The sequence below is a fragment of the Anaeromyxobacter sp. genome (assembly GCA_016718565.1).
Taxonomy (GTDB): domain Bacteria; phylum Myxococcota; class Myxococcia; order Myxococcales; family Anaeromyxobacteraceae; genus JADKCZ01.
This window is the reverse complement of sequence record JADKCZ010000003.1, coordinates 393,963-419,911: the sequence shown is the minus strand read 5'-3', so window position 1 is coordinate 419,911 and position 25,949 is coordinate 393,963. Positions and strand designations below refer to the sequence as shown.

At 76.2% G+C, this 25,949-nt stretch carries 18 protein-coding genes; 8 read left to right on the top strand and 10 right to left on the bottom strand.

Features of this window, described 5'->3' with window-relative positions; genetic code table 11:
- The first annotated feature begins 5 nt into the window (after positions 1 to 5).
- Positions 6 to 1,244 (top strand): ATP-dependent Clp protease ATP-binding subunit ClpX, encoded by a 1,239-nt coding sequence (gene clpX / locus IPO09_11920; GenBank protein ID MBK9518042.1) that lies wholly within the window; start codon positions 6 to 8, stop codon positions 1,242 to 1,244.
- A 63-nt stretch (positions 1,245 to 1,307) separates the two neighbouring features.
- On the opposite strand, the gene IPO09_11915 is transcribed toward clpX, so the two are convergent.
- Positions 1,308 to 3,008 (bottom strand): aminotransferase class V-fold PLP-dependent enzyme, encoded by a 1,701-nt coding sequence (locus IPO09_11915; protein MBK9518041.1) that lies wholly within the window; start codon positions 3,006 to 3,008, stop codon positions 1,308 to 1,310.
- A 1-nt stretch (position 3,009) separates the two neighbouring features.
- Here IPO09_11915 and lon point away from each other — a divergent pair, with 1 nt between their 5' ends.
- The gene (gene lon, locus IPO09_11910) at positions 3,010 to 5,601 is read left to right on the top strand and encodes an endopeptidase La (GenBank protein MBK9518040.1); all 2,592 of its coding nucleotides are present in this window, start codon (positions 3,010 to 3,012) and stop codon (positions 5,599 to 5,601) included.
- A 15-nt stretch (positions 5,602 to 5,616) separates the two neighbouring features.
- Here lon and IPO09_11905 read toward each other — a convergent pair whose 3' ends face one another.
- Complete coding sequence (locus tag IPO09_11905) at positions 5,617 to 6,408, bottom strand: class I SAM-dependent methyltransferase (GenBank protein ID MBK9518039.1); 792 nt, start codon at positions 6,406 to 6,408, stop codon at positions 5,617 to 5,619.
- A 147-nt stretch (positions 6,409 to 6,555) separates the two neighbouring features.
- Between IPO09_11905 and nadA the strand changes: the two genes are divergently transcribed.
- On the top strand, positions 6,556 to 7,560 hold the full coding sequence (gene nadA / locus IPO09_11900; protein MBK9518038.1) for a quinolinate synthase NadA: 1,005 nt from the start codon (positions 6,556 to 6,558) through the stop codon (positions 7,558 to 7,560).
- A gap of 20 nt (positions 7,561 to 7,580) precedes the next feature.
- On the opposite strand, the gene IPO09_11895 is transcribed toward nadA, so the two are convergent.
- Positions 7,581 to 9,728, bottom strand: a complete 2,148-nt coding sequence (locus tag IPO09_11895; protein MBK9518037.1) for a S46 family peptidase — start codon at positions 9,726 to 9,728, stop codon at positions 7,581 to 7,583.
- A 156-nt stretch (positions 9,729 to 9,884) separates the two neighbouring features.
- Here IPO09_11895 and IPO09_11890 point away from each other — a divergent pair, with 156 nt between their 5' ends.
- A complete protein-coding gene (locus tag IPO09_11890; GenBank protein ID MBK9518036.1) occupies positions 9,885 to 11,654 on the top strand; it encodes a hypothetical protein in 1,770 nt (589 codons plus the stop codon).
- A 19-nt stretch (positions 11,655 to 11,673) separates the two neighbouring features.
- Here the strand turns inward: IPO09_11890 and IPO09_11885 are convergent, their stop codons facing one another.
- Genes IPO09_11885 through IPO09_11870 form a run of 4 tightly spaced genes read right to left on the bottom strand, consistent with a single transcriptional unit; the run spans position 11,674 to position 19,095 of the window.
- Positions 11,674 to 13,386, bottom strand: coding sequence for a HAMP domain-containing protein (locus tag IPO09_11885; protein ID MBK9518035.1), 1,713 nt, complete (start codon positions 13,384 to 13,386; stop codon positions 11,674 to 11,676).
- Positions 13,383 to 14,915, bottom strand: coding sequence for an ABC transporter substrate-binding protein (locus tag IPO09_11880; GenBank protein MBK9518034.1), 1,533 nt, complete (start codon positions 14,913 to 14,915; stop codon positions 13,383 to 13,385). Before IPO09_11880 ends, IPO09_11885 begins: the two co-directional genes overlap by 4 nt.
- Complete coding sequence (locus tag IPO09_11875) at positions 14,912 to 16,306, bottom strand: VCBS repeat-containing protein (GenBank protein MBK9518033.1); 1,395 nt, start codon at positions 16,304 to 16,306, stop codon at positions 14,912 to 14,914. Before IPO09_11875 ends, IPO09_11880 begins: the two co-directional genes overlap by 4 nt.
- Before the next feature lie 2 nt (positions 16,307 to 16,308).
- Entirely contained in the window at positions 16,309 to 19,095 is a 2,787-nt protein-coding gene (locus tag IPO09_11870; GenBank protein ID MBK9518032.1) for a PBP1A family penicillin-binding protein, read from the bottom strand.
- Positions 19,096 to 19,237: 142 nt separating this feature from the next.
- On the opposite strand from IPO09_11870, the gene IPO09_11865 reads away from it, so the two are divergent.
- Positions 19,238 to 19,444, top strand: a complete 207-nt coding sequence (locus tag IPO09_11865) for a hypothetical protein (protein MBK9518031.1) — start codon at positions 19,238 to 19,240, stop codon at positions 19,442 to 19,444.
- Positions 19,445 to 19,692: 248 nt separating this feature from the next.
- Positions 19,693 to 20,067: a four helix bundle protein gene (locus tag IPO09_11860; protein ID MBK9518030.1), complete on the top strand. Its 375-nt coding sequence runs from the start codon at positions 19,693 to 19,695 to the stop codon at positions 20,065 to 20,067.
- 59 nt (positions 20,068 to 20,126) lie between these two features.
- On the opposite strand, the gene IPO09_11855 is transcribed toward IPO09_11860, so the two are convergent.
- The gene (locus tag IPO09_11855) at positions 20,127 to 20,633 is read right to left on the bottom strand and encodes a four helix bundle protein (GenBank protein ID MBK9518029.1); all 507 of its coding nucleotides are present in this window, start codon (positions 20,631 to 20,633) and stop codon (positions 20,127 to 20,129) included.
- Between the two features lie 309 nt (positions 20,634 to 20,942).
- Positions 20,943 to 22,304: a sigma-54-dependent Fis family transcriptional regulator gene (locus IPO09_11850; protein MBK9518028.1), complete on the bottom strand. Its 1,362-nt coding sequence runs from the start codon at positions 22,302 to 22,304 to the stop codon at positions 20,943 to 20,945.
- Between the two features lie 90 nt (positions 22,305 to 22,394).
- On the opposite strand from IPO09_11850, the gene IPO09_11845 reads away from it, so the two are divergent.
- Both IPO09_11845 and IPO09_11840 read left to right on the top strand, forming a co-directional pair.
- Positions 22,395 to 23,075: an OmpA family protein gene (locus IPO09_11845; GenBank protein ID MBK9518027.1), complete on the top strand. Its 681-nt coding sequence runs from the start codon at positions 22,395 to 22,397 to the stop codon at positions 23,073 to 23,075.
- A 99-nt stretch (positions 23,076 to 23,174) separates the two neighbouring features.
- Complete coding sequence (locus IPO09_11840; GenBank protein MBK9518026.1) at positions 23,175 to 24,023, top strand: tetratricopeptide repeat protein; 849 nt, start codon at positions 23,175 to 23,177, stop codon at positions 24,021 to 24,023.
- A 67-nt stretch (positions 24,024 to 24,090) separates the two neighbouring features.
- Here the strand turns inward: IPO09_11840 and IPO09_11835 are convergent, their stop codons facing one another.
- Positions 24,091 to 25,740: a sigma 54-interacting transcriptional regulator gene (locus tag IPO09_11835; GenBank protein MBK9518025.1), complete on the bottom strand. Its 1,650-nt coding sequence runs from the start codon at positions 25,738 to 25,740 to the stop codon at positions 24,091 to 24,093.
- Positions 25,741 to 25,949 lie beyond the last annotated feature (209 nt).

The window sequence follows — 25,949 nt, the reverse complement described above, 5'->3', positions numbered from 1 at the left end:
CCGTCGTGGAGAAGCGAGAGAGCCTGAGCTGCAGCTTCTGCGGGAAGTCGCAGAAGGAGGTCAAGAAGCTCATCGCCGGGCCGACCGTCTACATCTGCGACGAGTGCATCGGGCTGTGCAACGACATCATCGCCGAGGAGATCGCCGGCGAGGAGAAGAAGGACCAGAAGCTGCGGGTCCCCCGGCCGGCCGAGATCAAGGCCATCCTCGACGAGTACGTCATCGGGCAGGAGCGGGCCAAGAAGACGCTGGCGGTGGCCGTCCACAACCACTACAAGCGCATCGAGAGCCGGGTCGCCATCGACGACGTCGAGCTGCAGAAGTCCAACATCCTGCTGCTCGGCCCGACCGGCTCCGGCAAGACCCTGCTGGCCCAGACGCTGGCCAAGATCCTCAACGTCCCCTTCACCATCGCCGACGCCACCACCCTCACCGAGGCGGGCTACGTCGGCGAGGACGTCGAGAACATCATCGTCAACCTGCTGCAGGCCGCCGACCACGACATCGAGCGGGCCCAGAAGGGCATCGTCTACATCGACGAGATCGACAAGATCGCCCGCAAGAGCGAGAACCCCTCCATCACCCGCGACGTCTCGGGCGAGGGGGTGCAGCAGGCGCTCCTCAAGATCATCGAGGGCACCGTCGCCAACGTGCCGCCCAAGGGCGGCCGCAAGCACCCCCAGCAGGAGTTCCTGCAGGTCGACACCACCAACATCCTCTTCATCTGCGGCGGCGCCTTCTGCGGGCTGGAGTCCATCGTGGAGCGGCGGGTCGGCGGCCGCAGCCTGGGCTTCGGCACCGACGTCACCAGCCGCACCGAGAAGAACATCGGCGAGCTGCTGGCGCTGGTCGAGCCGGACGACCTGCTCAAGTTCGGCATGATCCCGGAGTTCGTGGGGCGCCTGCCGGTGGTCACCAGCCTGGAGGAGCTCGACGAGGCCTCCCTCATCGACATCCTCACCAAGCCCAAGAACGCCCTGGTGAAGCAGTACAAGCGGCTCCTCGAGATGGACGGGGTGGCCCTCAAGTTCACCGACGGCGCCCTCAAGGCCATCGCCCGCGCCGCCCAGAAGAACCGGGCCGGCGCCCGCGGCCTGCGCGCCATCCTCGAGCAGGCCATGCTCGACATCATGTACGACGTGCCGAGCCGCCGGAACGTGGCCGAGATCGTGATCTCCGAGGAGGTCATCGACAAGGGCGAGGCGCCGCTGGTGGTGGTGCAGGAGTCCGAGAAGAGCGCCTAGCGGCCACCCCGCCGCAGGCAGCGCGCGCCCCGTCCACCTCGCGGGTGGCGGGGCGCCGTCGCGTCAGCCGGCCGACACGTAGCGGAACCAGCAGAGCCGGTCCACCAGGGCGTCGCCGGTCGGCCGGTTCCAGGTGGGCGGCGCGGCCAGCCAGCGGGCCTCGAGCGCGTCGGCCAGCCCGGCCGCCTCCTCGAGCGAGCGGGTGCGCCAGCCGGCCGCCTCGACCTCCCCCAGGCCAGGCCGCTCCACCGCCGGCCAGGTGGCGCGGCCGGCGGCGGCCTCCAGCAGCGCCCCGGCGTCGAGCCGGAGCGGCGCCGGGTCGGGCGGCTCCCCGTCCAGGTGGCGCCACAGCCCGTCCCGCCAGCCCAGCCGGTAGAGCGGCACGAAGGCCGCCCCGCGGTCGGCCAGGAACTCCACCGCCTGCAGCAGGAACTCCACCTCGGCGGCGGTGGCGTGCCAGGGCAGGGAGAGCCGCACCCAGCCCGGCTTGAGCGCCAGCAGCCCCAGCGAGATGGCCCGGCGGAGCTCGGCGCTGCGCGCGGGCCCGATGCCCAGCAGCCGGTGGCCGTAGGGGCCGGCGCAGGCGCAGCCGGCCCGGTTCTGGATCCCGAAGAGCTGGTCGAGCAGCGCCGAGACCAGGTCGTGGTGCAGCCCCTCGACGTTGAAGGAGAGGATGGGCAGGCGCGGGCCGGGCGGGCCGTAGAGGGTGAGGCGCGGGTGGCGCGCCAGCCGGTCCACCGCCCGGGCCGCCAGGTCCAGGTCGTGGGCCAGGATCCGCTCCGCCCCGGCCGCCTCCTTCACCAGGAAGGCCAGCGCGGCCCGCACGTCGCCCAGGATGTCCGGGGTGCCGCCCTCCTCGCGCTCCGCCAGGTGGCGGGTGTAGTCCACGTCCGCCCGCCCGCCGCCGGCCACGAAGTCCACCGTGCCGCCGCCCGGCCGCTCCGGCACGGCCGAGCGGAACAGGTCCCGGTGGGCCACCAGCACGCCCGAGCCCTCGCACCCGCCCAGGAACTTGTGGGTGGAGACGAAGATGGCGTCGAGCCGCCCGGCCGGGTCGGCCGGGTGCATGTCGATGGGCACGTACGGGCCGGCGGCCGCGTAGTCCACGCACACCAGGAAGCCGTGGGCGTGCAGCCGCCGCGCCACCGCCGGCACGTCGGTGAGGGCCCCGGTCACGTTCGACCCGGCCGAGAAGGTGCCCACCTTGAGCGGCCGCCCGGCGAAGGCGCGGGCCTTGGCCTCCAGGTCGTCGAGGTCGAGGCGGCCGTCGGCTCCCAGCGCCACCTCGACCACCTCGGCCACCGACTCCAGCCAGGGCAGCTCGTTCGAGTGGTGCTCGTAGGGCGACACCAGCACCACCGGCCGCTCGGCCGGCGGGATGTGGCCGGACAGGTGGTGGCGCCGCTCCAGCGGCTCGGAGATGCGCAGCCCGAGCAGCCCGACCAGCTTGTTGACGGCGGCGGTGGCGCCGCTGCCGGTGAAGAGCACCACGTCCTCGGCCGAGGCGTTGACGGCCCGCCCCACGGCGCGGCGGGCCTCCTCGCGCAGGTGGGTCATGACCCGCCCGGTGGTCGATATCGAGGTGTGGGTGTTGGCGTAGAGGGGGCGGACGGCCGCCACCGCCTCCTCGACGAAGGAGAGGGCCCGCCCGGTGGCGGTGGAGTCGGCGTAGGTCACCAGCCGCTCGCCGTACGGGGTGGTCACCACCGCCCGCCGGCCCACCTCGGCCCGCCGGAGCAGGGCCGCCACCGCCTCGAAAGCCAGCATGGGGCCTCGTACCAGAGGGGGCCTGCGGCCCACAAGCGCCACCCCCCCGGGAGCGTCGCCAGGACCCGCCGGCGAGCCCCCCGGTGTCCGGTTCGGTGTTAGATCACCGGTCTCGCCGCCCACCCGCGGCGGCGAAGGAGGCACCGTGCCGCTCTTCTCACGTGACGACGGAAAGCAGGGGAAGAAGCCGCGCGCCGTGCCGCTGCTGCCGCTGCGCGACATCATCGTCTTCCCGCACATGGTGGTGCCGCTCTTCGTGGGCCGGCAGAAGTCCATCGCCGCGCTCGAGGAGGCCATGGCCGCCGACAAGGCCATCCTCCTGTGCGCCCAGAAGAAGGCCAAGACCAACGACCCGGCCGAGGAGGACATCTTCCCGGTGGGCACGGTGGGCGCCATCATCCAGCTGCTGCGGCTGCCCGACGGCACCGTCAAGGTGCTGGTGGAGGGCAAGGCGCGCGCCCGGGTGAAGCGCTTCCTCCCCTCCGAGACGTACCTGCTGGTGGAGGCCGAGGAGATCGAGGAGGTGGTCGACGAGGCGCTGCGGGTGGAGCTCGAGGCGCTGATGCGCTCGGTGCAGTCCACCTTCGAGGCCTACGTCAAGCTCAACAAGCGCATCCCGCCCGAGATGCTGCAGTCGGTGGCGGCCATCGACGACCCGGGCCGGCTGGCCGACACCATCGTGGCCCACCTCTCGCTCAAGCTGAACGACAAGCAGGCCATCCTGGAGACCGAGGCGCCGGCCAGGCGCCTGGAGCGGCTGCACGAGCTGATGCAGGGCGAGATCGAGATCCTGCAGGTGGAGAAGAAGATCCGCTCGCGCGTCAAGAAGCAGATGGAGAAGACGCAGAAGGAGTACTACCTCAACGAGCAGATGCAGGCGATCCAGAAGGAGCTGGGCGAGCGCGACGAGTTCAAGAACGAGCTGCAGGAGCTCGAGGAGAAGATCAAGGCCAAGAAGCTCTCCAAGGAGGCGGCCCTCAAGGCGAAGAAGGAGCTCAAGAAGCTGAAGATGATGAGCCCCATGAGCGCCGAGGCCACGGTGGTCCGCAACTACATCGACTGGATCATCACGCTGCCCTGGGGCGAGTACACCGAGGACAAGCTGGAGATCGTGGAGGCCGAGCGGGTCCTCGACGAGGACCACTACGGCCTGAAGAAGGCCAAGGACCGCATCCTCGAGTACCTGGCGGTGCAGAAGCTGGTGGACAAGGTGCGCGGCCCCATCCTGTGCTTCGTGGGGCCGCCCGGCGTGGGCAAGACCTCGCTGGCCCGCTCCATCGCCCGCGCCATGAACCGGCGCTTCGTCCGCATCAGCCTGGGCGGGGTGCGCGACGAGGCCGAGATCCGCGGCCACCGCCGCACCTACATCGGCGCGCTGCCCGGCAAGATCGTGCAGTCGCTCAAGAAGGCCGCCGCCGGCAACCCGGTCTTCCTGCTCGACGAGGTGGACAAGATGTCCACCGACTTCCGCGGCGACCCGTCGGCGGCGCTGCTGGAGGTGCTCGACCCGGAGCAGAACGCCAGCTTCGTGGACCACTACCTGGACCTCGACTACGACCTCTCCAAGGTGATGTTCATCTGCACCGCCAACACCATGGGCGGGATCCCGCTGCCGCTGCAGGATCGCATGGAGGTCATCCGCATCGCCGGCTACACCGACCTGGAGAAGCGCTCCATCGCCGAGCGCTACCTCATCCCCAAGCAGCTGGAGCTGAACGGGCTGGCCGGCGTCACGGTGGACTTCCGGCGCAGCGCCCTCCGGCTGCTCATCGACCGCTACACCAAGGAGTCCGGGGTGCGCTCGCTGGAGCGCGAGATCGCCAGCGTCTTCCGCAAGCTGGCCAAGGACCTGCTCAAGAAGGGGCCGGAGCAGCGCGAGAAGGGGTACGTGGTCACCGAGAAGCTGGTGCAGCGCTTCCTCGGGCCGGCCCGCCACCGCCACGGCGAGGCCGAGGCGGAGGACCAGATCGGCCTGACCACCGGCCTGGCCTGGACCGAGCTGGGCGGCGAGCTGCTCACGGTGGAGGCCACCGTCATGCCGGGCAAGGGCAAGCTCACCATCACCGGCAAGCTGGGCGACGTCATGCAGGAGTCGGCGCAGGCGGCCATGAGCTACGTGCGCAGCCGCGCCGAGGCGCTGGGGCTGGAGCGGCGCTTCCTGGAGAGCGTGGACATCCACGTGCACGTGCCCGAGGGGGCCATCCCCAAGGACGGCCCCTCGGCCGGCATCACCATGGCCACCACCCTGGTGTCGGCGCTCTGCAAGCTGCCGGTGCGGCGCGACGTGGCCATGACCGGCGAGATCACGCTGCGCGGGCGGGTGCTGCCCATCGGCGGCCTGAAGGAGAAGGTGATGGCGGCCAGCCGCGGCGGCATCACCAAGATCCTGGTGCCGCGCGAGAACGAGAAGGACCTGCCGGAGATCCCGCGGCGGGTGCGGGAGAAGCTGGAGATCGTGCTGGTGGACACCGCCGACGACGTGCTGCGCCACGCGCTGCGGCTGCCCAACCCCGAGGAGTTCCTGCGCGGGCCGGCGCCGGTGCGGCCCGCCCCGCCGGGCGCCACCGAGGGGGCCGCGCCGCTGGCCTGACCCCCGCCGCCGCGCTCAGGCCGGCGGCAGGCGGGCGTGGTAGCGGTGCGCCCCGCGGGCGCTCGCCAGGGGGGCCAGGCCGAGCCGCGCCAGGTCCCAGCCCGGCGCGCCGTCCTTCACCACCACCCAGCGGCGGGCCACCCGCCGCGCCGCCGCCAGCGCCGCCAGCGTGAGCGGGCGGGGGTCCGCCAGGGCGCGCAGCAGGTCGAAGCCGTCCGGGGCCAGGCGGGCGTGGCGGAACATGGGGTCGAAGAGCACCACGTCGTGGCTGCGCGGGGGCAGGCCCTCGAGCAGCGCCAGGTGGTCGCCCACCCGCACCTCGATGCGCCGGGCCGGCTCGGCGGCGAGGCGGCGCAGCCCCTCGTCCACCAGGGCGGCCAGCGCCGGCGAGGCCTCCAGCCCGATCACGCGCCCCGTCGGGCCGGCGGCGGCGGCCACCGCCAGGGCGTCGGCGCCCAGCCCGAGCGTGGCGTCGACCACCAGGTCGCCCGGCCGGATCTCGGCGGCCTCCAGCAGCGGGTCGCGCTCGGAGGGCAGCCAGGGGCCGCCGGCGGCGCGCCGCAGCGCCCGCCGCATGCGCAGGAAGCCCATGCCGCCGGCCCATCGGTGCTGGCCGGTGGGCGACCAGAGGACGGCGGCGTCGTCGGAGAGGACCAGCAGGGCCTCGACGCCCAGGGCGGCCTGCAGGGCCGGCAGCGAGGCGCGGCCACGCGGCGCGTAGGGGAGGGCGTGGCGCGCCGAGGCCTGGCGTGCGCCGGCCACCTCCGCCGGCGAGGGGTGCGAGGTGGTGGTGAGGGCGAGGCGCACGGCCCGGGACCGTGCCGCAGGGGCACCCGCGGCGCAAGGTGGCGGCCGGCGGCGCCGGCCCTGCCGCGCCCGGCCCCGGGCCCCGCCGCGCTTGCACCCACCGCCGGGCGCGCCCGATACTCCGCCTCCCGCCGGAGGTGGCCCGCCATGACCCTGCCCGTCGTCCACATCCACGACCCCGTGGCCAACCCCGCCGCCGGGAGCGATCTCTCGCCCGCCGAGGTGGCCGACCTGGTGGCCGAGATCCGGCGGCTGGCCACCCAGCAGGACGCCGTCATCCTGGCCCACAACTACCAGCTGCCCGAGGTGCAGCAGGTGGCCGACCACGTGGGCGACTCGCTGCAGCTGGCCATCACCGGCCAGCAGGTGCCGCAGTCCACCATCCTCTTCTGCGGCGTCCACTTCATGGCCGAGTCGGCCAAGGTGCTGGCGCCCTCGAAGCGGGTGCTGCTGCCCAACCTCTCGGCCGGCTGCTCGCTGGCCGACTCCATCACCGCCGAGTCGCTGGAGGACTGGAAGGCCCGCTACCCCGGCCACGCGGTGGTCACCTACGTGAACTCCAGCGCCGAGGTGAAGGCGCTCTCCGACATCTGCTGCACCAGCGCCAACGCCGCCAGCGTGGTCCGCTCGCTGCCGCAGCGGCAGATCCTCTTCACCCCGGACCGCAACCTGGGGGCCTGGGTGAAGGCCAAGGTGCCGGAGAAGGAGATCGTGGTCTACGACGGCTGCTGCCCGGTGCACGACGTGCTGCGCAGCGCCAGCGTCACCAAGGTGAAGGCCGCCAACCCCCGGGCGGTGGTCATCGCCCACCCCGAGTGCCGCGCCGACGTGCTGGCCATCGCCGACGAGGTCTGCTCCACCACCGCCATGCTGTCCGCGGTGGCGCGCCACCCCGAGGCCACCACCTTCATCGTGGCCACCGAGCACGGCATCGTCCACCAGATGAAGCAGCGCTGGCCCGGCAAGGAGTTCGTCATCGCGGACGGCTGCATCGGCTGCCGCATGCACTGCCCGTACATGAAGATGGTGGACCTCATGATGATCCGCGACGCCCTGGCGCGCGGCAAGCACGAGATCACCGTGCCGGCCGACGTCGCCGCCGGCGCCCGCCGGGCCCTGGAGCGGATGATCGCGGTGCCGCGCGACGCCTGAGACGCCGGCGGGGCGGCGGCTCACCGCGCCGGCGGCCGCAGCTCCTCCACCAGCCGCCACCCGAAGTAGAGCTTGCCCAGCACCTCCAGGATGGCGCGGCTGTGCACGGCCACGGCGCGGTGGGTCCGGCCGTCGTAGGCGTAGTCGCCGCCCAGCGACGGCAGGTTGCCGTCGAAGATCACCCCCACCACCTCGCCGGCGGCGTCGATGAGGGGGGAGCCGGAGTTGCCGCCGATGATGTCGTTGTCGGTGACCAGGTTGAGCGGGGTGCCGAGGTCGAGCCGGCCCCGCCCCGCCGCCCAGCGCCGCGGCAGGGCGTAGGGGTCGCGCCCGGTGGCCCGCTCGAAGGCGCCGCCCAGGGTGGTGAAGGGGGCCACCGGCCGGCCGTCCTTCACCCAGCCGCGCACCCGCCCGAAGCTGAGCCGCGGCGAGAAGGTGGCGTCGGGGGGGGCGCCGGCGCCGGACAGGGCGAAGCGGGCCTTGGCGATGGCCTCGCCGCCCCGCCTCAGGTCGGGCTCGATGGTCTCCTCCACCTGCCGACGCACCGCGCGCGCCTCGGCGTCCACGGCCCGGGCCAGCGCGATCATCGGATCGCGCGAGGCCGCCACCGCCGCCGCGCCGCCCTCCCAGAGCGCCCGGCGCTCCGCCAGGTCCGCCAGGCGGGTGCCCGCCACCAGGCGCTCGGCCAGCTCGGCCGGCGAGGCCTGGCCCAGCACCGCGCGCACGAACGGGTCGTCGGCGCCCAGCCGCTCGCGCAGCTTCACCAGCGCGTGGGTCATGCGGAAGGCCTCGAACTCGGGGTGGAGGGGGGCCGGCGAGAAGAGCTTCTGCGTCAGCGCCGGCAGGGCGGCGTCCTGGAACTCGCGCAGCCGCTCGCCGCTGGGCAGGGGCCGCTCGGCGGCGCCGCGCACCAGGGTGCGGGCCAGGTCGAAGAGGGTGGTGCCGAAGCCGGCGGCGCCGGCCACGTACTGCTCGCGCCAGCGCAGGGCCCGCTGCCGGTCCACCGCCGCGGCGATGGCCTGGTAGGCGGCCAGGGTGCGGGCCGCCAGGGCCGGGTGGTGGACCAGCTCCGCCTGGAGGCGCGCCTCGGCCTCCTCCACCGAGCGGAAGAAGGCCCGGTCCACCAGCGCCTCGCGCCGGCCGGTCAGCGCCTTGTAGCCGTTCTCCACCGAGCGGAGCCAGGTGGTGGCGTGGCGGGCCTGCTCGGGCCCGCGCCGCTGGTACTCGGTGGCCAGGCCGCGCAGCTCGGCCAGCTGCACCAGCCGCTCCGGCAGCTCCACGTCGCGCAGGTAGGCCAGCTGCGCCACCGTGACCAGGCGGGAGGTGCGGCCGGGGTTGCCGGCCACGAAGACCGGGGCCCCCTCGGGCGCCCCGCCGGCCGACCAGCGCAGCCAGTCGGCCGGCGCGGCCGGCTTCCCGTCCTGGTAGACGCGCAGGAAGGCGGCGTCCAGCGACCAGCGCGGGAAGTCGAAGTTGTCCGGGTCGCCGCCGAAGTGGGCGGCCCGCTGCTCCGGGGCCCAGACCAGCCGCACGTCCTGGAAGCGCCGGTAGGCGTGGAGGACGTGGCGGCCGCCGCGGAACAGGCTCACCACCTCGCAGCGCAGCGAGGCGTCGGCCTGGCACCCGCCCTCCAGCCGCGCCAGCTCGGCCCGCTCGGCGTCGGCGAAGGCCTTCCCCTCCAGCCCGGCGGTGGCCCGCTCCACCTCGGCGCTCACGTCGGTGATGGAGAGGAGCTGGTTCACCTCCATGGCCGGGCAGCGCAGGTCGTCGACGTCGCCGCGGGCCAGGAAGCCGTGCTCCAGGTAGTCCTTGCCGGCGCTGGAGACCTGCTGGACGCAGGCGCGGACGCAGTGGTGGTTGGTCAGGACCAGCCCGCGCGCCGAGACGAAGCTGGCCGAGCAGCCCCCCGCCAGGCGGAGCGCGGAGCCCCGCACGTGGTCGAGCCAGGCGGGGGTGATGCGCACGCCCAGGGCCTGCTCGACGCGGTCGGCCGGGAAGGCGTCGTAGGTCCACATCCCCTCGTCGGCCCCGACGGGGCTGGCCGCCAGCGCCAGCAGCAGGGCCAGGGCCGCGGCGCAGGACCGCAGGGCGGCGGCGAGCCGCCCAGGAGGGTGGGCGACCACCGGGGTGGTGACCCCGGCGGCGGTGGAGGCGAGGCGGCGGCTCATGGCGTGTGCTCCTTCTCGGTTCCGGCCCTGGCTGGCGGCGCGGCGGGTCCGGACGGCTGGTGGCCGCGACCCCTGAATGAGTCCTGCTGCGGCGGTTCGTGACGGGCCGGTGGACGCGCGCTTCGCGGTCCGCCGTCCCTGGGTTAAAAGGGAGCCATGAACCGCCTCAAGCTCTGGCTCTACATGCTCGTGGTCCTCGGCGCCGGGGCAGCCAACATCTACCTCATCACCCTGGAGGGCGCAGCCCGGGGGCTGGCCGGGGTCGACGCCGCGCTGGAGAGCGCCGCCACGGCCCACCGCGCCCGCGAGCGGCTCATGGCGAGCCAGGCCGCGGCGGTGGCCGGGGTGGCGGTGCGCGACCCGGCGCTGCTGGAGGCGCTGGCTGGCCCGGCCCCGGCGCCCAGGAAGAAGGCCAAGGCCGACGCCGTGCAGGAGGAGCCGGCGCCGGACGTGGCGGCGCGCACCGCGGAGGCCGAGGCGGCCGCCCGCGGCGCGGTGGAGCGGGCGGCCAGGGCGCTGGCGCTGGACCTGCCCGGGCCGGCCTTCTCGGCGGTGGCCACCCCGGAGTGGCTGGCCCGCGACCCGGCGGCCGACGAGGGGCCGCAGAAGGAGGCGGCGGCCTTCCTGCGCGCCGCCGCCGGCGGCACGCCCCGCCGCGGCTACGCCCGCGTCAACGACGCCCTCTGGTACGGCGTGGCCATGCCGGCTGGCGAGGGCGCGGCGCTGGCCCTCTTCCTGCCGGTGGACGCCGCCTGGGCCGCCGCGCTGGGGGCCGAGGCCGGCTGCGAGGTCACCCTGGACGCCGGCACGCCCCAGCTGGTCACCACCGCCAGGCCGGAGCAGGCGCGCCAGGTGCTGGTGGCGGCCCGCGCCACGCCCGGCCGCCCGGTGGGCCAGGGCACGCTCGGCAAGCTCCAGCTCGAGTCGCCGCTGCGCATCCAGGCGCCGCTCCTCTTCGCCAGGCCGCCCGCCCTGCGGGCCCAGGCCGTCGAGCTGACCGGCCTGCCCAAGGCCTACGTGGTCCTCTCGCTGCCCACCGCCAAGGCCTTCTCGGCGCTGGCCCACTACCAGTGGGTGGCGGTGGAGGTGCTGGCCGGCCTGCTGCTCATCGGCCTGCTGCTCGGGGTGCTGGTCAAGACCGAGGTGCTGCCCCAGGTGCCGGCCGAGCTGGTGGCGGTGGCCGCCCGCATCGAGCGCGGCGAGTTCGCGGCCCGGGCGCCCACCTTCGTCGGGGCCCTCGGCACCATCGCCGGGGCCCTCAACAAGGCGGCCGAGGCGGCCCAGGTGGCCCAGGCGCCGGCGCCACACGTCGACCCGTTCGCGGCGCCCCCGCCGGTAGAGCCGCCCGAGCCCCAGTTCGACTTCTCCCGGCCCCTCCCGGCGGCGCCAGCCTCCCCGCCGGCGCCCCTGGGCTCCCTCGGCGCGGCGCCCCCCGCCGGCCTGGCGGCCGAGCTGGAGGAGACCACGGCGCGGCTCGACGGCCCCAAGGCGCAGCCGCCGCCGCGCCCCGCGGCGCGCGCTCCGGGCGGGGCACCCGACTCCGCCTTCCCGCCCGAGAGCTTCACCACCCGGCCCATCGGCCGCCCGGCGGCGCCACCCGCCGCGCCCGGTGGGACGGCCATGGGGATGCCCGCCGTGACCACCCCCGGGCTCACGGCGGTGGGTATGCCGGCCGTGACCGCGCCGGCGGTGGCCGGCGGCCCCGAGGAGGACGAGGACACCCACTGGCGCGCCGTGCACGCCGAGTTCATCGAGGTGCGCGTCCGCTGCGGCGAGAGCGTCGACAACCTGGGGTTCGATCGCTTCCGCCCCAAGCTGGAGAAGAACCGGGAGGCGCTGCTGCAGAAGTACGGCTGCCGCACCGTCCGCTTCCAGGTCTACGTGAAGGACGGCAAGGCGGCCCTCAAGGCCACCCCCGTCAAGTAGGCGCGCGGCCCGCCGTCGCTCAGCCCGCCGCGGCCACCGGCAGCCGGATGGTGAAGGTGGCCCCCTGGCCCGGCCGCGAGGCCACCTCCAGCCGCCCGCCGTGCTCCTGCACGATCCGCTCGGCGATGGCCAGCCCCAGCCCGGTGCCGCCCTCCTTGGTGGTGACGTAGGGCTCGAAGATGCGCGGCAGCAGCGCGGGGTCGATGCCCGGGCCGCTGTCGGCCACCTCGAAGTGGACCTCCTGGTCCTCGCGGCGCGCCGAGAAGCGCAGGACCCCGCCATCCGGCATGGCCTCCAGGGCGTTCTTGACCAGGTTGTGCAGCACCTGGAGCACCTGGTCCCGGTCGGCCAGCACGGTCGGCAGCCCCGGCGCCACCTGGCGGGCCAGCGCCACGCCGGGCGGGTCGGCCGGGTAGAGGGCCAGCAGGGCCTGGGCCAGCTCGCCCGCGGGGACCGGCTCGAGCGCCGGGGCGGGCAGGCGGGCGAAGCGGGAGAACTCGTCCACGATGCGCCGCAGCCGCCGCACCTCCTCGCCGATGGCGCGGGTGGACTCGTCCAGGATCTCCGGGAAGTCGGGCCGGTCGCGCGCGTCGCGCAGCAGCTCGACGCTCATGGCGATGGGGGTGAGCGGGTTCTTGAGCTCGTGCGCCAGCGCCCGCGCCACCTCGCGCCAGGCCGCCACCCGCTCCGAGGCGGCCAGGCGGGCGCGGCTCCGCTCCAGCTCCCCGGCCATGGCGTCGAAGGCCCGCACCAGCTGCCCGACCTCGCCCGGCGCGGCCAGGCCCACCCGCGCCGCCAGGTCGCCGCCGGCCAGGCGCGCCGCCGCCACCTGCAGGGCCTCGAGGGCGCGGGTCTCGCGGCCCGCCAGCCGGCGCCCCAGCGCGGCGGCGGCCACCACCGCCACCAGCAGCAGGCCGACGAAGGCGCCCAGCACCACCAGCCAGGCCCGCACCAGCCCGGCCGAGGTGACGCTCACCTCCACGGTGGCCACCGGCGCCGACGCGGGCCCCAGCGCCACGCGGCGCGCCGTGCCGGCCAGCGGCCCGGCCAGGCGCCCCAGTGGCGCCCACGGGCCGTCGTCGGCGCGGGCCGGGGCCGCGGCGCGCGCCACGGTGGCCCCGGCGCCGTCGCGCAGGATCACCGCGCCGCCGGTGATGGCGGCCAGCCGCGTCGCCGCCGCCTCGCCCAGGGTGATGCCGCCCACCACCCGCAGCGGGCCGGCGCCCACCGGCGCCGCGGCCACCACCGCCAGCGCCCGGGTCAGCTCCGACGGGCCGGCCCGCTCCACCAGCAGCGGCTGGGCCCGGCCTGGGGTCGGGCCGCGCAGCAGGCGGGCCAGCGCCTGGTCCACGTCGCCGGCGCGCCCCGGCAGGTGGGCCGAGGCCACCACCCGGCCGTCGGGCTCGCAGAGCGAGAGGACGTCGAGGCCGCGGGCCTCGCCCCAGGCGGCCAGCCTGGCCGCCGCGTCTGGCGGCCCGAGCAGGCCGGCGGCCAGCTCCTCGGCCAGCGCCGCCGCCTCGGGGCGGCCGGCCAGGTCCCGCACGCCGTCGGCCGCCGCCGCCGACAGGCGCAGGACCTCGCCCTCCACGGCGCGCGCCGCGCCGTCGAGCCTCGCCGCGTGGTCCTGCGTCAGCGTGTGGTGCAGCACCGCCGCCACCGGGGCGAACACCACCAGCAGCGGCAGGGCCGCGAAGAGGGCGAACCAGAGCGACAGCCGGGCCCGCAGCGTCACCGCGCCACCTCGGGGCCCCGCCACAGGTCGCCGGCGTCGAAGCCCCCGTCGGCCCGGACGGCCAGCCCCTGCAGGCGAGGGGCGGCGGCGACGCGCCCCGCGGCGGCGGCGTAGAGCGGCACCAGGTCGAGCTCGGCGCGCAGCGCCTCCGCGGCGCGCGCCGCGGCCGGCGGCGCGAGGCCCGCCAGGGCCTGCTCGGCGCGGCGGGCGGCGCGCGGCCCGGCCACCGCCAGCGCCACCTGTCCGGCCGCCAGCGCCGGCTGGGTGGTGAGGAGCGGCACCACCAGCAGCGCCACGTCGTAGTCGCCGGCCGCCAGCCGGGCGGCGTAGCGGGCCTGGTCGAGCGGCTCGAGCGCCACCCGCAGGCCGGCGTCGGAGAGCTTCACCTGGAGCCGCTCGGCGGCGCTGCGCGGGTCGGCCAGCCAGCCGGGCACCAGCAGCGAGAGCGGTGGCGCGCCCGCGGCGGACGGCGCCGGCGCGGCGCCCGCGGCGCGCTGGGCAGGGCCGGGGGCGCCCCCGGCCGTCCCCGGCGCGCCGTCGGAGGGGGGCTGGCCGCCCGGGCCGGGCCAGGCGCCGGCCCAGGCCGCGGGTGGCAGCAGCACCTCGAGCGGCTCGGCCGGCGCTCGCACGAAGCGCCGGGCCAGCTCGGCCCGGTCCAGCTGCGTGAGCACCCGCCGCACCGCCGCGGCGCCCGGTCCGAGGCGGCGCCCGTTCACCAGCGCATAGGCGGCGCCCAGCAGCGGCAGCGGCGAGGCCCCCGGCGAGGGCTCGGGGCGCAGCGACAGGTCGAGCGCGCCGGAGGTGAGGCCGCGCTCCGCGGCGCGCGGGTCCGCGGCCGCGAGGGTGAGCGCGTCGGCGAAGGGCCGGCCACGCCAGTGGTGCTCGCTGGCCACGGCGCGGTCGGGGCCCACCGGCCGGAACGGGCCGGCCCCGGCGCCGCCGGGGGAGACCACCGCGGCCGGCAGGGTGGCGAGGGCGGCGGGGAACTCCGGGAAGGGGAAGTCGAGCGAGACCAGCAGCTCGCGATCCGACAGGACCACCAGGCCGGCCAGCGACGCGGCCCGGCCGGCCAGCACGGCCTCCGCGCCGGCGATGGGCAGCGCCACCCAGGCGTGCGGCGACCGGACCTCGGGCCGGAGCAGCCGGGCCAGGCTGGCGGCCAGGTCGAGCGCGCCCAGCGGCGTGCCGTCGGCGAAGCGCAGCCCCTCGCGCAGGGTGAGCCGGAAGGAGCGGCCGCCGGACTGCGGCGCGGGCACCTCCAGGAGCAGGCCCGGGGCGAGGCGGCCGGCCGCGTCCAGCGTGAGCGGCGTGGCGTGCAGCGCGCGGGCCAGCACCGTGTCCTGGAGCTGGGCGGCCAGGGCCGGGTCGCCGGTGCGCGGCGGGAGGGGCAGGGCCAGGTGCAGCTCGCCGCCGTAGGCCGGCCGCGGCGCGGCGGCGGTCGGGGACGGGTGCCCCCCGGCCAGCAGGGCCAGCAGGGCCAGCAGGGCCAGGGCGGCCCTGGTCCGGGTGAGGGGGCGGGCGGGTGTCAGGGCGACTCCCGGGCGTCGAGCGAGAGGAGCCACAGGTCGGTGGCCGGGGCGCCGTCCGGCCCGCGCACCTCGGCGGCCAGCAGGGCGTCGTCGAGGCCATCGCCGGTCAGGTCGGCGGCCGTCCCGGCGGTGAAGGCCCCCTCCACCTCGGCCGACTCGAAGGCCGGCGCCGGCAGCCCGGCGGGAGGGTGGGCCTCGAGGCGCAGCACCCGCAGCGCATCGCCCGGGCCGGCGGTGGCGCGCGACGCCACCAGCTCGGCGGCGCCGTCGCCGTCGAGGTCGGCCAGGGCGAACCCGGCGCCCACGCCGGGCACCGCGCCCAGGGCCGCCAGGTCCGCGTCGAGGAGCTGGAGCTGGGCGTCCGGGCCGAGCGCCGCGAAGGCCACCGGGCTGGGGCCCGGCGCGGCCGCCACCGCCACCAGGTCGCGGGGCGTGCGCGGCAGCGCCGCCGGATCGGCCCAGGTGGCCAGCAGGTCGGAGAGCGCGCCCTTGCCCGGGGCGAAGGCGCCGAAGAGCAGCCCGGCCTGGCCGGCCGCCAGCGGCGCCAGCGGGAGCGAGGCGGCCACGTCGAGCCTGCCGCCGCGGCGCACCAGCACCTCGCCGCCGGGGGCGCCGGCCAGCCCGAGGCCGAGGCGACCGCCGCCGAGGGGACCCACCACGGCGGTGGCGGCCGCGAGCCGCACCGGCCGGCGGGAGGCCGGGTCGAGGGGGCGCGACGCCAGCTCGGCCCCGGCGGCGTCGAGGAGGTGGACCGCGCCGGGCGAGACCACCAGCAGGGACAGGCCGGCCTCGCCGGCCTCACCGGCCGCCAGCGCCAGCACCGGGTAGGGGAGCCGCGCCAGGCGGCGCAGCGTGGCGCGGCCCAGCTCGGGGCGGCGAGGGGGGCCGAGGAGGAGGCGCGTCGCGTCGTCGGCGAGGACCCTGGCCGAGACCGGCCGCGGCGGCGCGGCCGGGACGCCCGGCCGCGCCTGCAGGAAGAAGGAGGGCCAGCGCGCCACGGCCTGGCCCACCGCCACCAGCGCCTGGCCGTCCTCCCCACCGCCGGCGGTGAGGGTGAGCCGCCAGTCGGCCTCGGGCGCCGCGACCGCCCCGGCGGAAGGCCCGTCCACCGTCCCCTCGCGCCCGTCCGGCGCGGCGCCCGCTGACGCCGCGCCGCCCGGGCTCACCGCCCACCCGGCCCGCCCCAGCGCCGCGGTGAGCGCCGCCGCGAGCGGCGGCCCGAGGGCGCCCTGGGCCTGGAGCGAGAGGGCCAGGCCGCGCCGGCCGGCCTCCGGGGCGCCGACCTGGTCGGCCACCTCGGCGGCCAGCGCCGAGAGGGCGCCGGCCTCGCCGCCCGGCGCGCCGGGGAGGGCGGCCGGGGCGAGCGCCAGGAGGAGGGCGAGCCAGGCCATGGTCACCGGTCGTCGCGGAAGAAGTCCTGCGGCCCGTCGCCCTGCTGGGCCCCGGAGGCCTCGGTGGGCGCGGTGCCCGCCAGGAACGGGACGAAGGGCGGCTCGGCCTGGCCGGGCGCGGTCGGCCCGCCCAGGAAGCCGGTGATCGGGTCGATGCGCGCGAACTCCACGCCCTCGGGCGACTGGAACTCCTCGGGCGCCCGGGTGCCCATGGCCGCCTGCATGAATGCCAGCCAGGCCGGCAGCGCCGCCACCGCCCCGGTCTCTCGCGCCCCCAGCGGCGCGTGGTCGTCGAAGCCCACCCAGACCCCCGCCACCAGGTCCGGGGTGAACCCCACGAACCAGGCGTCGCGGTGCTCCTGCGCCGTGCCGGTCTTGGCCGCCACCGGCCGGGCCAGCGCCTTGGCCCCCACGCCGGTGCCGTACTCGACGACGTCGCGCATCATGGAGGCGAGCACGTAGGCCACGTCGGCCCGGGTGCCGGAGGCGGGCAGCGGGAAGTCGGGCAGCGGCGGCGGCGCGGCGCCCCAGGTGGCGTCGGCCGGGTCGGACGGGGCCGCGGCCGCAGTCGGCGTCGGGGTCGGCGTCGGGGTCGGCGTCGGGGTCGGGGTCGAGGTCGGGGTCGAGGTCGGGGTCGGGGTCGGGACCGACGCCGCAGCCGCCCCGTCCCCCTGCTTCCACCCCTCCAGCACGTTCCCGTCGCGGTCCTCCACCGAGAGGATGAGCACCGGGTCGAGGCGCCGCCCGCGGGCCGCGATGGTGGCGTAGCCGTTGGTGAGCTCGAGCGGCGTCACCTCGCCGGTGCCGAGCGCCACCGTCAGGTTGCGCGGCAGCTCGCTCTCGATCCCCATGCGGCGGGCGAAGCCGATGACCGCGTCCACCCCCAGCGCGTCGACCAGCTTCACCGCCACCGTGTTCTTGGAGTGGGCCAGCGCCGCCTTGAGCAGCAGCGGCCCGTCGAACTCGTCCTTCTCGAAGTTGCGCGGCTTCCACTCCTTGCCCGTCCACGGGTCCCGGTAGAGATCGGGCGTGTCGTAGACCAGGGTGGCCGGGGTGAAGCGGCGCGACTCGATGGCCGCGCCCCACACGAAGGGCTTGAAGGCGCTGCCGGGCTGCCGGCGCGCCTGGGTGGCCCGGTTGAAGGTGGAGGCCACGAAGCCGGTGCCGCCCACCAGCGCCCGCACCTGGCGGGTGGCCGGGTCGAGCGCCACCATGGCTCCCTGCACCAGCGGCTTCTGCTCCAGCGACAGCCCCAGCGGCTGGCCGGCGCGCGCCAGCGCCTCGGGCGACCTGGCCCCGGGCAGCACCCGCACCAGCACCACGTCGCCGGTGGCCGCCACCACCTTGAGGCTGCGCGGCGTGGCGGTGGCCGAGGCCGGGTTCCACTTGCGGGCCCAGGTCACGTCGGCCAGCGGCAGGAGGCCGGTGGCGCCGCCCAGGTCCACCGTGGCCGCCTTGTCGGTCACCGCCGTGACCAGCGCGGCGTAGGTCTCGCCGGCGGCCAGCGGGCGCACCCGGATGAGCCGCCGCACGTCGGCCGGGGCCGGCTCCTGCGGGTCGATCTCGTCGGGATCCACGCCGGCCAGGTCCCAGACCAGCACCGGGCCGGCGGGCGCGGCGGCGTCGGCGTCGACCAGCCGCTTGCGCCAGGCGGGCAGGGCGGCGGCCAGCTGGTCGGCCGACAGGCGGGAGAGCGGCCCGCGGTAGCCCTGCCGGCGATCGACGGCCCGCAGGTCGGCCTCCAGCGCCGCCTCGGCGGCGCGCTGCAGCGCGGGGTCCATGGCCACCTGCACGGTGAGCCCGCCGGTCTCCACCTGGTCGGCCCCGTAGCGCGCGTCGAGCAGCTTCCGGACCGCGTCGGCGTAGGAGGCGCCCGGCGGCGTGGCCTCGGGCGGCGCGGTGGCGATGGGGCGCTCGCGCTCGGCGTCGGCCTGGGCCTGGGTGATGAAGCGCTCCTCGACCATGCGCCGCAGCACGTAGGCCTGCCGCGCCTTGGCGGCCGAGGGGTGCTTCACCGGCGAGAGCCGCTCCGGCGACTGCACCAGGCCGGCCAGGCAGGCCGCCTCGCCCAGGGTGAGCGCCCGGACGCCCTTGCCGAAGTAGTAGCGGCTGGCCTCCTCCACGCCGTAGCGCCGGTGGCCCAGGTAGATCTGGTTCAGGTAGAGGTAGAGGATCTCGTCCTTGCCCAGGTTCTGCTCCAGGCGAGGCGCCAGCACCAGTTCCTGGACCTTGCGCTTGGGGCGCCACTCGTCGGCCAGCAGGAAGGTCTTCACCACCTGCTGGGTGATGGTGGAGCCGCCGCACGAGACGCCGCCCCGCAGCAGCCCCTTCACGGCGCAGCGCAGGATGGCCAGGTAGTTGACCCCCTCGTGCTGGTAGAAGCGGGCGTCCTCGGCGGCCAGCACCGCCTGCTTCAGCACGGCGGGGACCTCGGCCAGCGGCACCACGGTGCGCCGCTCGCGGGCGAAGGAGAAGACCTCCTCGCCGTCGACGCCCAGCACCCGGGTGGAGACCAGCGGCCGGTAGTCGCGCAGGGTGTCGAAGGCCGGCAGCGCGCGGGTCCAGGACCAGAAGGTGATCGCGGCGGCGGCGGCGCCCAGCGCCACCAGGCCGAGCACCCAGCCGACGAGGCGGCGGCGGGTGGAGCGCTTCACGGGCGGACCTCCGGCCACGCCAGCGGCGAGGCCGCCCGGCCGGGACGGCGTGATGTCGGGTGGGGTTCCATCGGTGGGCGGCGGCGGAAAGATACCCCCGGCGCCCGGGTCGGGCAAACCGGCCGAGCGGAGCATGTCCTGCCGCTGCTTCACGCCGCGTGCCGAGGTGGTCCGGGCCCTGCGGAGGCCCACCCGGCGCGCCCTGCGTCGCCAGGGACACGGGGCCTGGAGGGCCGCCGGGACACGCCCGCCCCCGACCTCGACCTCGACCTCGAGGTTGCGCTCTCCCTCTCCCCTCCGGGGAGAGGGCCGGGGTGAGGGGCACCGCGACGACCTCGACCTCGACCCCGACCCCGACCCCGACCTCGACCCCGACCCCGACCCCGACCTCGACCTCGACCTCGACCTCGACCTCGACCTCGACCTCGACCTCGACCTCGAAGTTGCGCTCTCCCTCTCCCCTCCGGGGAGAGGGCCGGGGTGAGGGGCACCGCGACGACCTCGACCTCGACGGTGGTCGAGCGGCTGGAGCGGGACGGGCTTGCATTGCAGCCTCCCCCTGCGGGTGAGGAGGCTGCAATGCACACACACTTCGACGCTCCGCTCCAGACGCTCTCTCACACTCCGGTGGCTGATCCCGCTGCTCCGGTGGCCAATCCATCTGCTCCGGCGGCTGATCCCGCTGCTCCGGTGGCTGATCTCGCTGCTCCGGCGGCCAATCCAGCTGCTCCGGTGGCCGCCCCCGGTGCTCTCCCTGCTGCGGTTTCCGTTGCAGCACCAGTCATCCCCTTCCAGCGGCTCGACGCGTACCGGGTGGCGCGGGAGCTGGCGCGGGTGGTCTGCACGGCGGGCATCGCCGACGCGGAGCTGCGCGACCAGGCCACGCGGGCGGCCAAGTCGGCGTTCCTGAACCTGTGCGAGGGGCTGCCCGACGACCGGCCGGGGGTGCGCCGGCGGTACTTCCGGCAGGCGGACGGCTCGGTGCACGAGGTGGCCGGGGCGCTGGACCTGGCGGCGGCCATCGGGGCGCTCGACGAGGAGGTGGCCCGGCAGGGCATCGCCCTCGCCGCCCGGGTGCGGGCGTTGCTGCGCGGGCTGCTGCGGTGAGGGGAGGCCGGGGGAGCCGAGGCGGTTGCGCTCGGCTCCCCTGGTCCGCCCCCGGCCGGCTACCGGATGAGCCCGGTGAGCAGGGCCACCAGCCGGTGGGCCACCTGGTTCACCCGGGCGGCCGCGGCCGGGGAGGCGTCCCCGCAGGAGGCGGCGATCTCCACCGCCGCCGCGGCCTCGCCGGCCTCGGCGCGGGCGATGGCGAAGGAGCGGGCCTTGTCCGGGCGCGAGACCCGGCCTGCGCCCTCGGCCGAGTTGAGGCACGCCGACTTGGCCGAGCGCAGGGCCTCGTCGCGCAGCTTGGGGTCGCGCACCTGGGCCGCGCGCACCGCCGCGAGCAGCTCCAGCGCCACGCCGTAGGCGATGAGTCGGTGGTGGGGGAGGGAGACCCCGCCCGCGCCGAGCGGGATGGGGGAGGAACCCCCGGGGCCCGAGGCCGGAGAGGAGGAACTCCTGGGACCCGAGGCCAATGAAGAGGAACCCGCGGGACCCGAGGCCGGAGAAGAGGTGAACCCGCGGGGAACCGTTGCCGTGTGATCAGCGAAGAGCGAGTGGTTGTCGTTCATGTCGCGCTCCTTTCACCCGAGAAGGAGCGCGACATGAACGACGGCACCCATGAGCCCGAGCCCACCCGGCGCGCCCCAGGAGTGCGCCGCACGCGCAGTGACGGGCGCAGCCCGGCGCGAGCGTGCCAGTGAGAGCAGCAGCGACGAGTGGGCGCCCGGACCCGAGGCGGCCCCCTCACCCCGGCCCTCTCCCCCAGCAAGCTGGGGGAGAGGGTGAGCAGACCACCCGACCGCGACCCCGACCGCGACCGCGACCCCGACCTCGCCCCCGACCTCGACCTCGACCCCGCCGACCTCGACCCAGGCCTCCTACTCCTCCCCGCGCTTCAGCCCGAGCGCCTTCATCTTCTTGTAGAGGTGGCTGCGCTCCAGCCCCAGGGCGCGGGCGGTCTCGGAGACGTTCTCGGCGTGGCCCGCCAGCGCGCCCAGGATGATCTCCCGCTCGGCCTCCTCCACCAGGGCGTGGAAGCCGGCCCCAGCCCGCCAGCGCTCGACGCGGGGGCGGCGGGCGCCCGGCAGGGCCTGGCCCACCTCGTCCGGGCCCAGCGCCGGCCCGTCGGCCAGGATGGCGATGCGCTCCACCACGTTGCGCAGCTCCCGCACGTTGCCGGGGTAGTCGTGCTGCTGCAGCGCCAGGATGGCCTCGCGGGAGAAGGTCATGGGGCGCCGTCCGTTGCGCTGGCAGGCCTCGGCCAGGAAGCGGGCCGCCAGCTCGGCCACGTCCTCCCGGCGCTCGCGCAGCGGCGGCACGTGCAGCGGCACCACGTTGAGCCGGTAGTAGAGGTCCTCGCGGAAGCGGCCGGCCGCCACCTCGGCCGGCAGGTCCTTGTTGGTGGCGGCCAGCACCCGCACGCTCACCCGCTGGGTGACGCTGCCGCCCACCCGCTCGAACTCTCCCTCCTGCAGCACGCGCAGCACCTTGGCCTGCATGGCGGCCGGCATGTCGCCCACCTCGTCGAGGAACAGGGTGCCGCCGTCGGCCAGCTCGAACTTGCCCTTGCGGGCCGCCACCGCGCCGGTGAAGGCGCCGCGCTCGTGGCCGAAGAGCTCCGACTCGATGAGCTCGGCCGGCACCGCCGCGCAGTTGAGCTTCACGAACGGCCCCCCCGCGTGGCGGGACCCCAGGTGGATGGCCCGGGCCACCAGCTCCTTGCCGGTGCCGTTCTCCCCGGTGACCAGCACCCGCCCCTCGCTCGGGGCGGCCCGCCGCACCAGCTCCTGCAGCCGCCTCATGGCCGCGCCGGAGCCCACCATCTCGCCACCCCCGCCCACCTCGCGGCGCAGCTCCTCGTTCTCCCGCTCCAGCGTGCGGCGGGTCAGCGCGTTGCGGACCGCCAGCACCAGCTTGTCCTTCTCGACCGGCTTCTCCAGGTAGTCCTGCGCGCCCAGCTTGAAGGCCTGGCGGACGGTGTCGAAGGTGCCATGGCCGCTCATGATGATGACCGGGAGGTCCGGACGGGTCTCCCTCGCCTGTCGCAGGACGCTCAGTCCGTCCAGGTCGGGCATCTTCACGTCCATCAGCACCAGGTCCACCGGCAGGGCGGCGATCTTCTCCAGTGCTTCCCGGCCTCCGGAGGCGGACTCCACCGCGTGTCCCTCCAGGGAGAGGGCGCGGGCGAGGGTGAGGCGGATGTTGCTCTCGTCGTCGACGACGAGGACCTGGGCGGGCATAGGGGCCGGATGGTACCTCTGGAATGAAAACCTTTGACAGCCGTTGTCGCGGAGGCCAGATACAGGCCATCCCTCACGAACGGAGTTCCCATGCGCCGCGTCCTGCTCCTCGCGCTCACCGCGACCGTCACCCTGCTCACCGCCTGCCCGTCGCCCCCCAAGAACGGCGAGTGCAAGTCGTCGGCTGACTGCGCCTCCCAGGCCGGGTTCGGCAAGGTCTGCGTCTCGGGGCAGTGCTCCGAGTGCGCCGCCGACGCCGACTGCAAGGACGGGTTCGCCTGCCGCGCCAACCGCTGCGAGCCGAAGGCCGCCACCTCCTCCGAGGCGGCGCTCCCCACCAAGACCCCCGCCTCCGAGTGCACCGGCGCGGCCGACTGCGGCGCCGGGCGCGACTGCCAGGCCGGGCGCTGCGTCACCGCGGCGATCGACCCGGCCTGCGCCGACGCCGCCGCCTTCACGGTGGGCTTCGGCTTCGACCAGGCCGAGCTGAGCGGCGGCGCGCCCGAGACCCTGAAGCGGCTGGCCGCCTGCCTCAAGGGCGGCGTGTCCCGCGTGTCGGTCGAGGGCCACTGCGACGACCGCGGCACCACCGTCTACAACCTGGCGCTGGGGAAGAAGCGCGCCGAGGCGGTCAAGCGGTACCTGGGCGACCTGGGCGTGACCACCCCGGTGGACACCAACACCTACGGCGAGGAGAAGCCGGTGTGCCGCGAGGCCAGCGAGGCGTGCTGGGCCCGCAACCGCCGCGCCGAGGTCCAGCTGGGGCGCTGAGCCATGGACGCCCGCCGCCTCGCCGCCGCGCCACCGGCCGCGCCGCCCGCCAAGGCGGGGCGCGGCGCCGCGCCCACCGCGCGCCGCCTCGCCCCGGCCCTGCTGCTGGCGGCCGCGGGCTGCTTCGTGCCGATGGAGGCGGGGCGGGTCATGGACGCCCGCATCGCCCGCCTGGAGGTCGAGACCAAGGAGCAGGCGCAGCGGCTCGACGAGACGGTCCGGGAGAAGATCGGCCAGGTGGACCGCAAGCTCAAGGAGGTCCAGGCCAAGCTCGACGAGCTCAACACCTCGGCGCGCGCCAAGGGGGCCGACCTGGGCGTGGCGGTGGACCGCCTGCAGGACGAGCTGACCAGGCTGAAGGGCGAGCTGGAGACCCAGCAGCACCTGCTGGCCCAGCTCGATCAGCAGTCCAAGGCCTCCGACAAGGAGGTCGAGACGCGGCTGGCGGCGCTGCGCGGCACCGGCGCCCTCGACGAGGCCATGGCCCGCCAGAAGCTGGCCGAGCTGCCCCGCGCCGACGACCGGGCCGCGGTGCTGGCGCTGGGCGAGCGCGAGGCCAAGGCGGGGGAGGCGGGCGTGGCCCGCGAGGTCTTCCTCCACTACGTGAAGCGGTGGCCGCGCGACGACCGCGCCGACGAGGCCGGCTTCCGGGCCGGCGAGCTGCTGGCCGGCCAGGCGCGCTGGCGCGAGGCGGTGGTGGTGCTGGGGCGGGTGGCCGAGGATCACCCGCGCTCGGATCGGGCCGGGCCGGCGCTGCTGCTGGCCGCCGAGGGGCTGGTGCAGCTGGAGCGGCGCGACGACGCCCGCGCCCTGCTGGAGCAGGTGGTGGCCGACTACCCCAAGGCCGAGGCGGCCGCCAAGGCCAGGGCGCGCCTGGCCGAGCTCTTCCCGCCGGCCAAGGCCGCCAAGCCGCCCCCCGCCAGGAAGCCCGCGCCCAAGAAGAAGTGAGGGGTGAGGCCGGCCCCGGGCCGGGCGCGCCCGCCCGGGGGCGTCCAGGGGAGCCCGTGGCGGCCCCTCAGGCCTCGTCGTCGGGCGGCGCCCCGCCGGCGCGCCCCTCCAGCTGCAGCCCCCACTGGGCGATGCGCTTCATGACGGTGCTCTTGGCCAGCTGCAGCTCCTTCACCGCCGCGGCGCGGCTCCCGGCGTGGCGGCGCAGCGAGAGCCGGATGGCCTCCCGCTCGATCTCCTCCATGGTCAGGCCGCGCACGAAGAGGGTGTCGTCGTCGCCGGTGTCGCCCGCCGAGGTGCGGGTGTCCTCGAACACCACCGCCGCGGCCGGCACGGTGAGCCCCTCGCCGCGGAAGAGCAGCGCCCGCTGCACCACGTTGCGCAGCTGCCGCACGTTGCCAGGCCAGTCGTACCCCTCCAGCCGGGCCAGCGCCTCCTGGGACCAGGCCAGGCCCGAGCCGCGCGGGGCCGCGGCCGAGAGGAAGGCCTCGGCCAGGGCGGTCACGTCGCCCCGGCGCTGGCGCAGCGGCGGGATGGTCACCGGCACCACGCAGAGCCGGTAGAAGAGGTCCTCGCGGAACCGGCCGGCCCGCACCTGGGCGCGCAGGTCGCGGTGGGTGGCGGCCACGATGCGCACGTCCACCGTGATGGGGCGCGAGGCGCCCACCCGCTTCACCTCGCCCTGCTCCAGCGTGCGCAGCAGCTTGGCCTGCAGGTCGAAGGGGAGCTCGCCGATCTCGTCCAGGAAGATGGTGCCGCCGCCGGCCTCCTCGAAGGCCCCCTTGCGCAGCCGCTCGGCGCCCGAGAAGGCGCCGCGCTCGTGGCCGAAGAGCTCGGACTCGATGAGGGTCTCGGCGATGGCCGAGCAGTTGACCGGGATGAAGGGGCCGGCGCAGCGCGGCGAGCGCAGGTGCAGGGCGCGCGCCACCAGCTCCTTGCCGGTGCCGGTCTCGCCCAGGATGGCCACCGCCGCGGTGGAGGGGGCCACCCGCTCCACCAGCTCGAAGACCTGGCGCATCCCCGGGTCGCTGCTGAGCATGCCCTCGAAGACCACCGGCCGCTGGCCGTGCGCGGGGCCCGGCGGCTCCAGCACCAGCTCGGTGTCGCCCAGCTGGACCGGCACGCCGAAGGGGAGCTCGGCGCGCTCCACGCGCACGCCGCCCAGCAGCGTCCCGTTGGTGGAGCCGAGGTCGGCGAGGTGCCAGCGCCCGGCGCGCGGCTCGAGGCGGAGGTGGCGGGTGGAGACGAACGGGTCCTCCAGCGACACCTCGTTGCCGGCCCCCTTGCCCACGCCCAGGCCGGCCGGTGGCACGGCCACCGACCGCTCCCGCCCGCGCTCGCGGATGCGCAGGCGGGCCGGCGGCGGCGCCAGCTCGGCGGCGTCGCCGGCCCGCACCTGGGTGAGCCCGGCGTGGGTGGCCTCGGCGCCGGCCGGGCCGGCCACCCGGAAGAGGGCGCGCCAGGCCCCCAGCGTTATCTCGGCGCCGTCGGCCAGCAGGGCCTCGGCCACGTCCGCGCCTCCCACCCTGGTGCCGCGGCCCGAGCGGTCGACCAGGTGGTAGCCCTCGCCGCGCCGCTCCACCACCGCCTGAACGCGGGAGAGGCCGGGGTCCGGCAGCGAGACCTCGCACTCCGGGGCCCGGCCGATGGCGGTCCGGTCTCCCAGGGGGACGCGCAGCAGCTCCTCACCGTGGCGGAAGAAGGCGAGCTCGGGCATGGCCCCTCCGTCGCTACCGAATTCGGGGTGGGAGGTGAAGGAGAAAGTGACGCTCGGTCCGGGGGTGGTCGTCATGCGGACCAGCCGTTGCACGGCCGGGGCCGTGGCCCGGACCTCCGCCAAGTGACCGTCCGGACTGCGGACTGGCCGCCGCGCGGCCGTCCGGCGCGGGTCCGCGAGGGTCCGCGGCGCGGACCCTGGTCCGCCGC

What these genes read in the sequence shown, in the direction of transcription:
- lon (MBK9518040.1), top strand. Translation starts at nt 3,010, where the DNA reads ATGGGGCCTCGTACCAGAGGGGGCCTGCGGCCCACAAGCGCCACCCCC.
- IPO09_11855 (MBK9518029.1), bottom strand. Translation starts at nt 20,633, where the DNA reads ATGAACGACAACCACTCGCTCTTCGCTGATCACACGGCAACGGTTCCC.
- IPO09_11850 (MBK9518028.1), bottom strand. Translation starts at nt 22,304, where the DNA reads ATGCCCGCCCAGGTCCTCGTCGTCGACGACGAGAGCAACATCCGCCTC.
- IPO09_11875 (MBK9518033.1), bottom strand. Translation starts at nt 16,306, where the DNA reads ATGGCCTGGCTCGCCCTCCTCCTGGCGCTCGCCCCGGCCGCCCTCCCC.
- IPO09_11835 (MBK9518025.1), bottom strand. Translation starts at nt 25,740, where the DNA reads ATGCCCGAGCTCGCCTTCTTCCGCCACGGTGAGGAGCTGCTGCGCGTC.
- IPO09_11895 (MBK9518037.1), bottom strand. Translation starts at nt 9,728, where the DNA reads ATGAGCCGCCGCCTCGCCTCCACCGCCGCCGGGGTCACCACCCCGGTG.
- nadA (MBK9518038.1), top strand. Translation starts at nt 6,556, where the DNA reads ATGACCCTGCCCGTCGTCCACATCCACGACCCCGTGGCCAACCCCGCC.
- IPO09_11845 (MBK9518027.1), top strand. Translation starts at nt 22,395, where the DNA reads ATGCGCCGCGTCCTGCTCCTCGCGCTCACCGCGACCGTCACCCTGCTC.
- IPO09_11870 (MBK9518032.1), bottom strand. Translation starts at nt 19,095, where the DNA reads ATGCTCCGCTCGGCCGGTTTGCCCGACCCGGGCGCCGGGGGTATCTTT.
- IPO09_11890 (MBK9518036.1), top strand. Translation starts at nt 9,885, where the DNA reads ATGAACCGCCTCAAGCTCTGGCTCTACATGCTCGTGGTCCTCGGCGCC.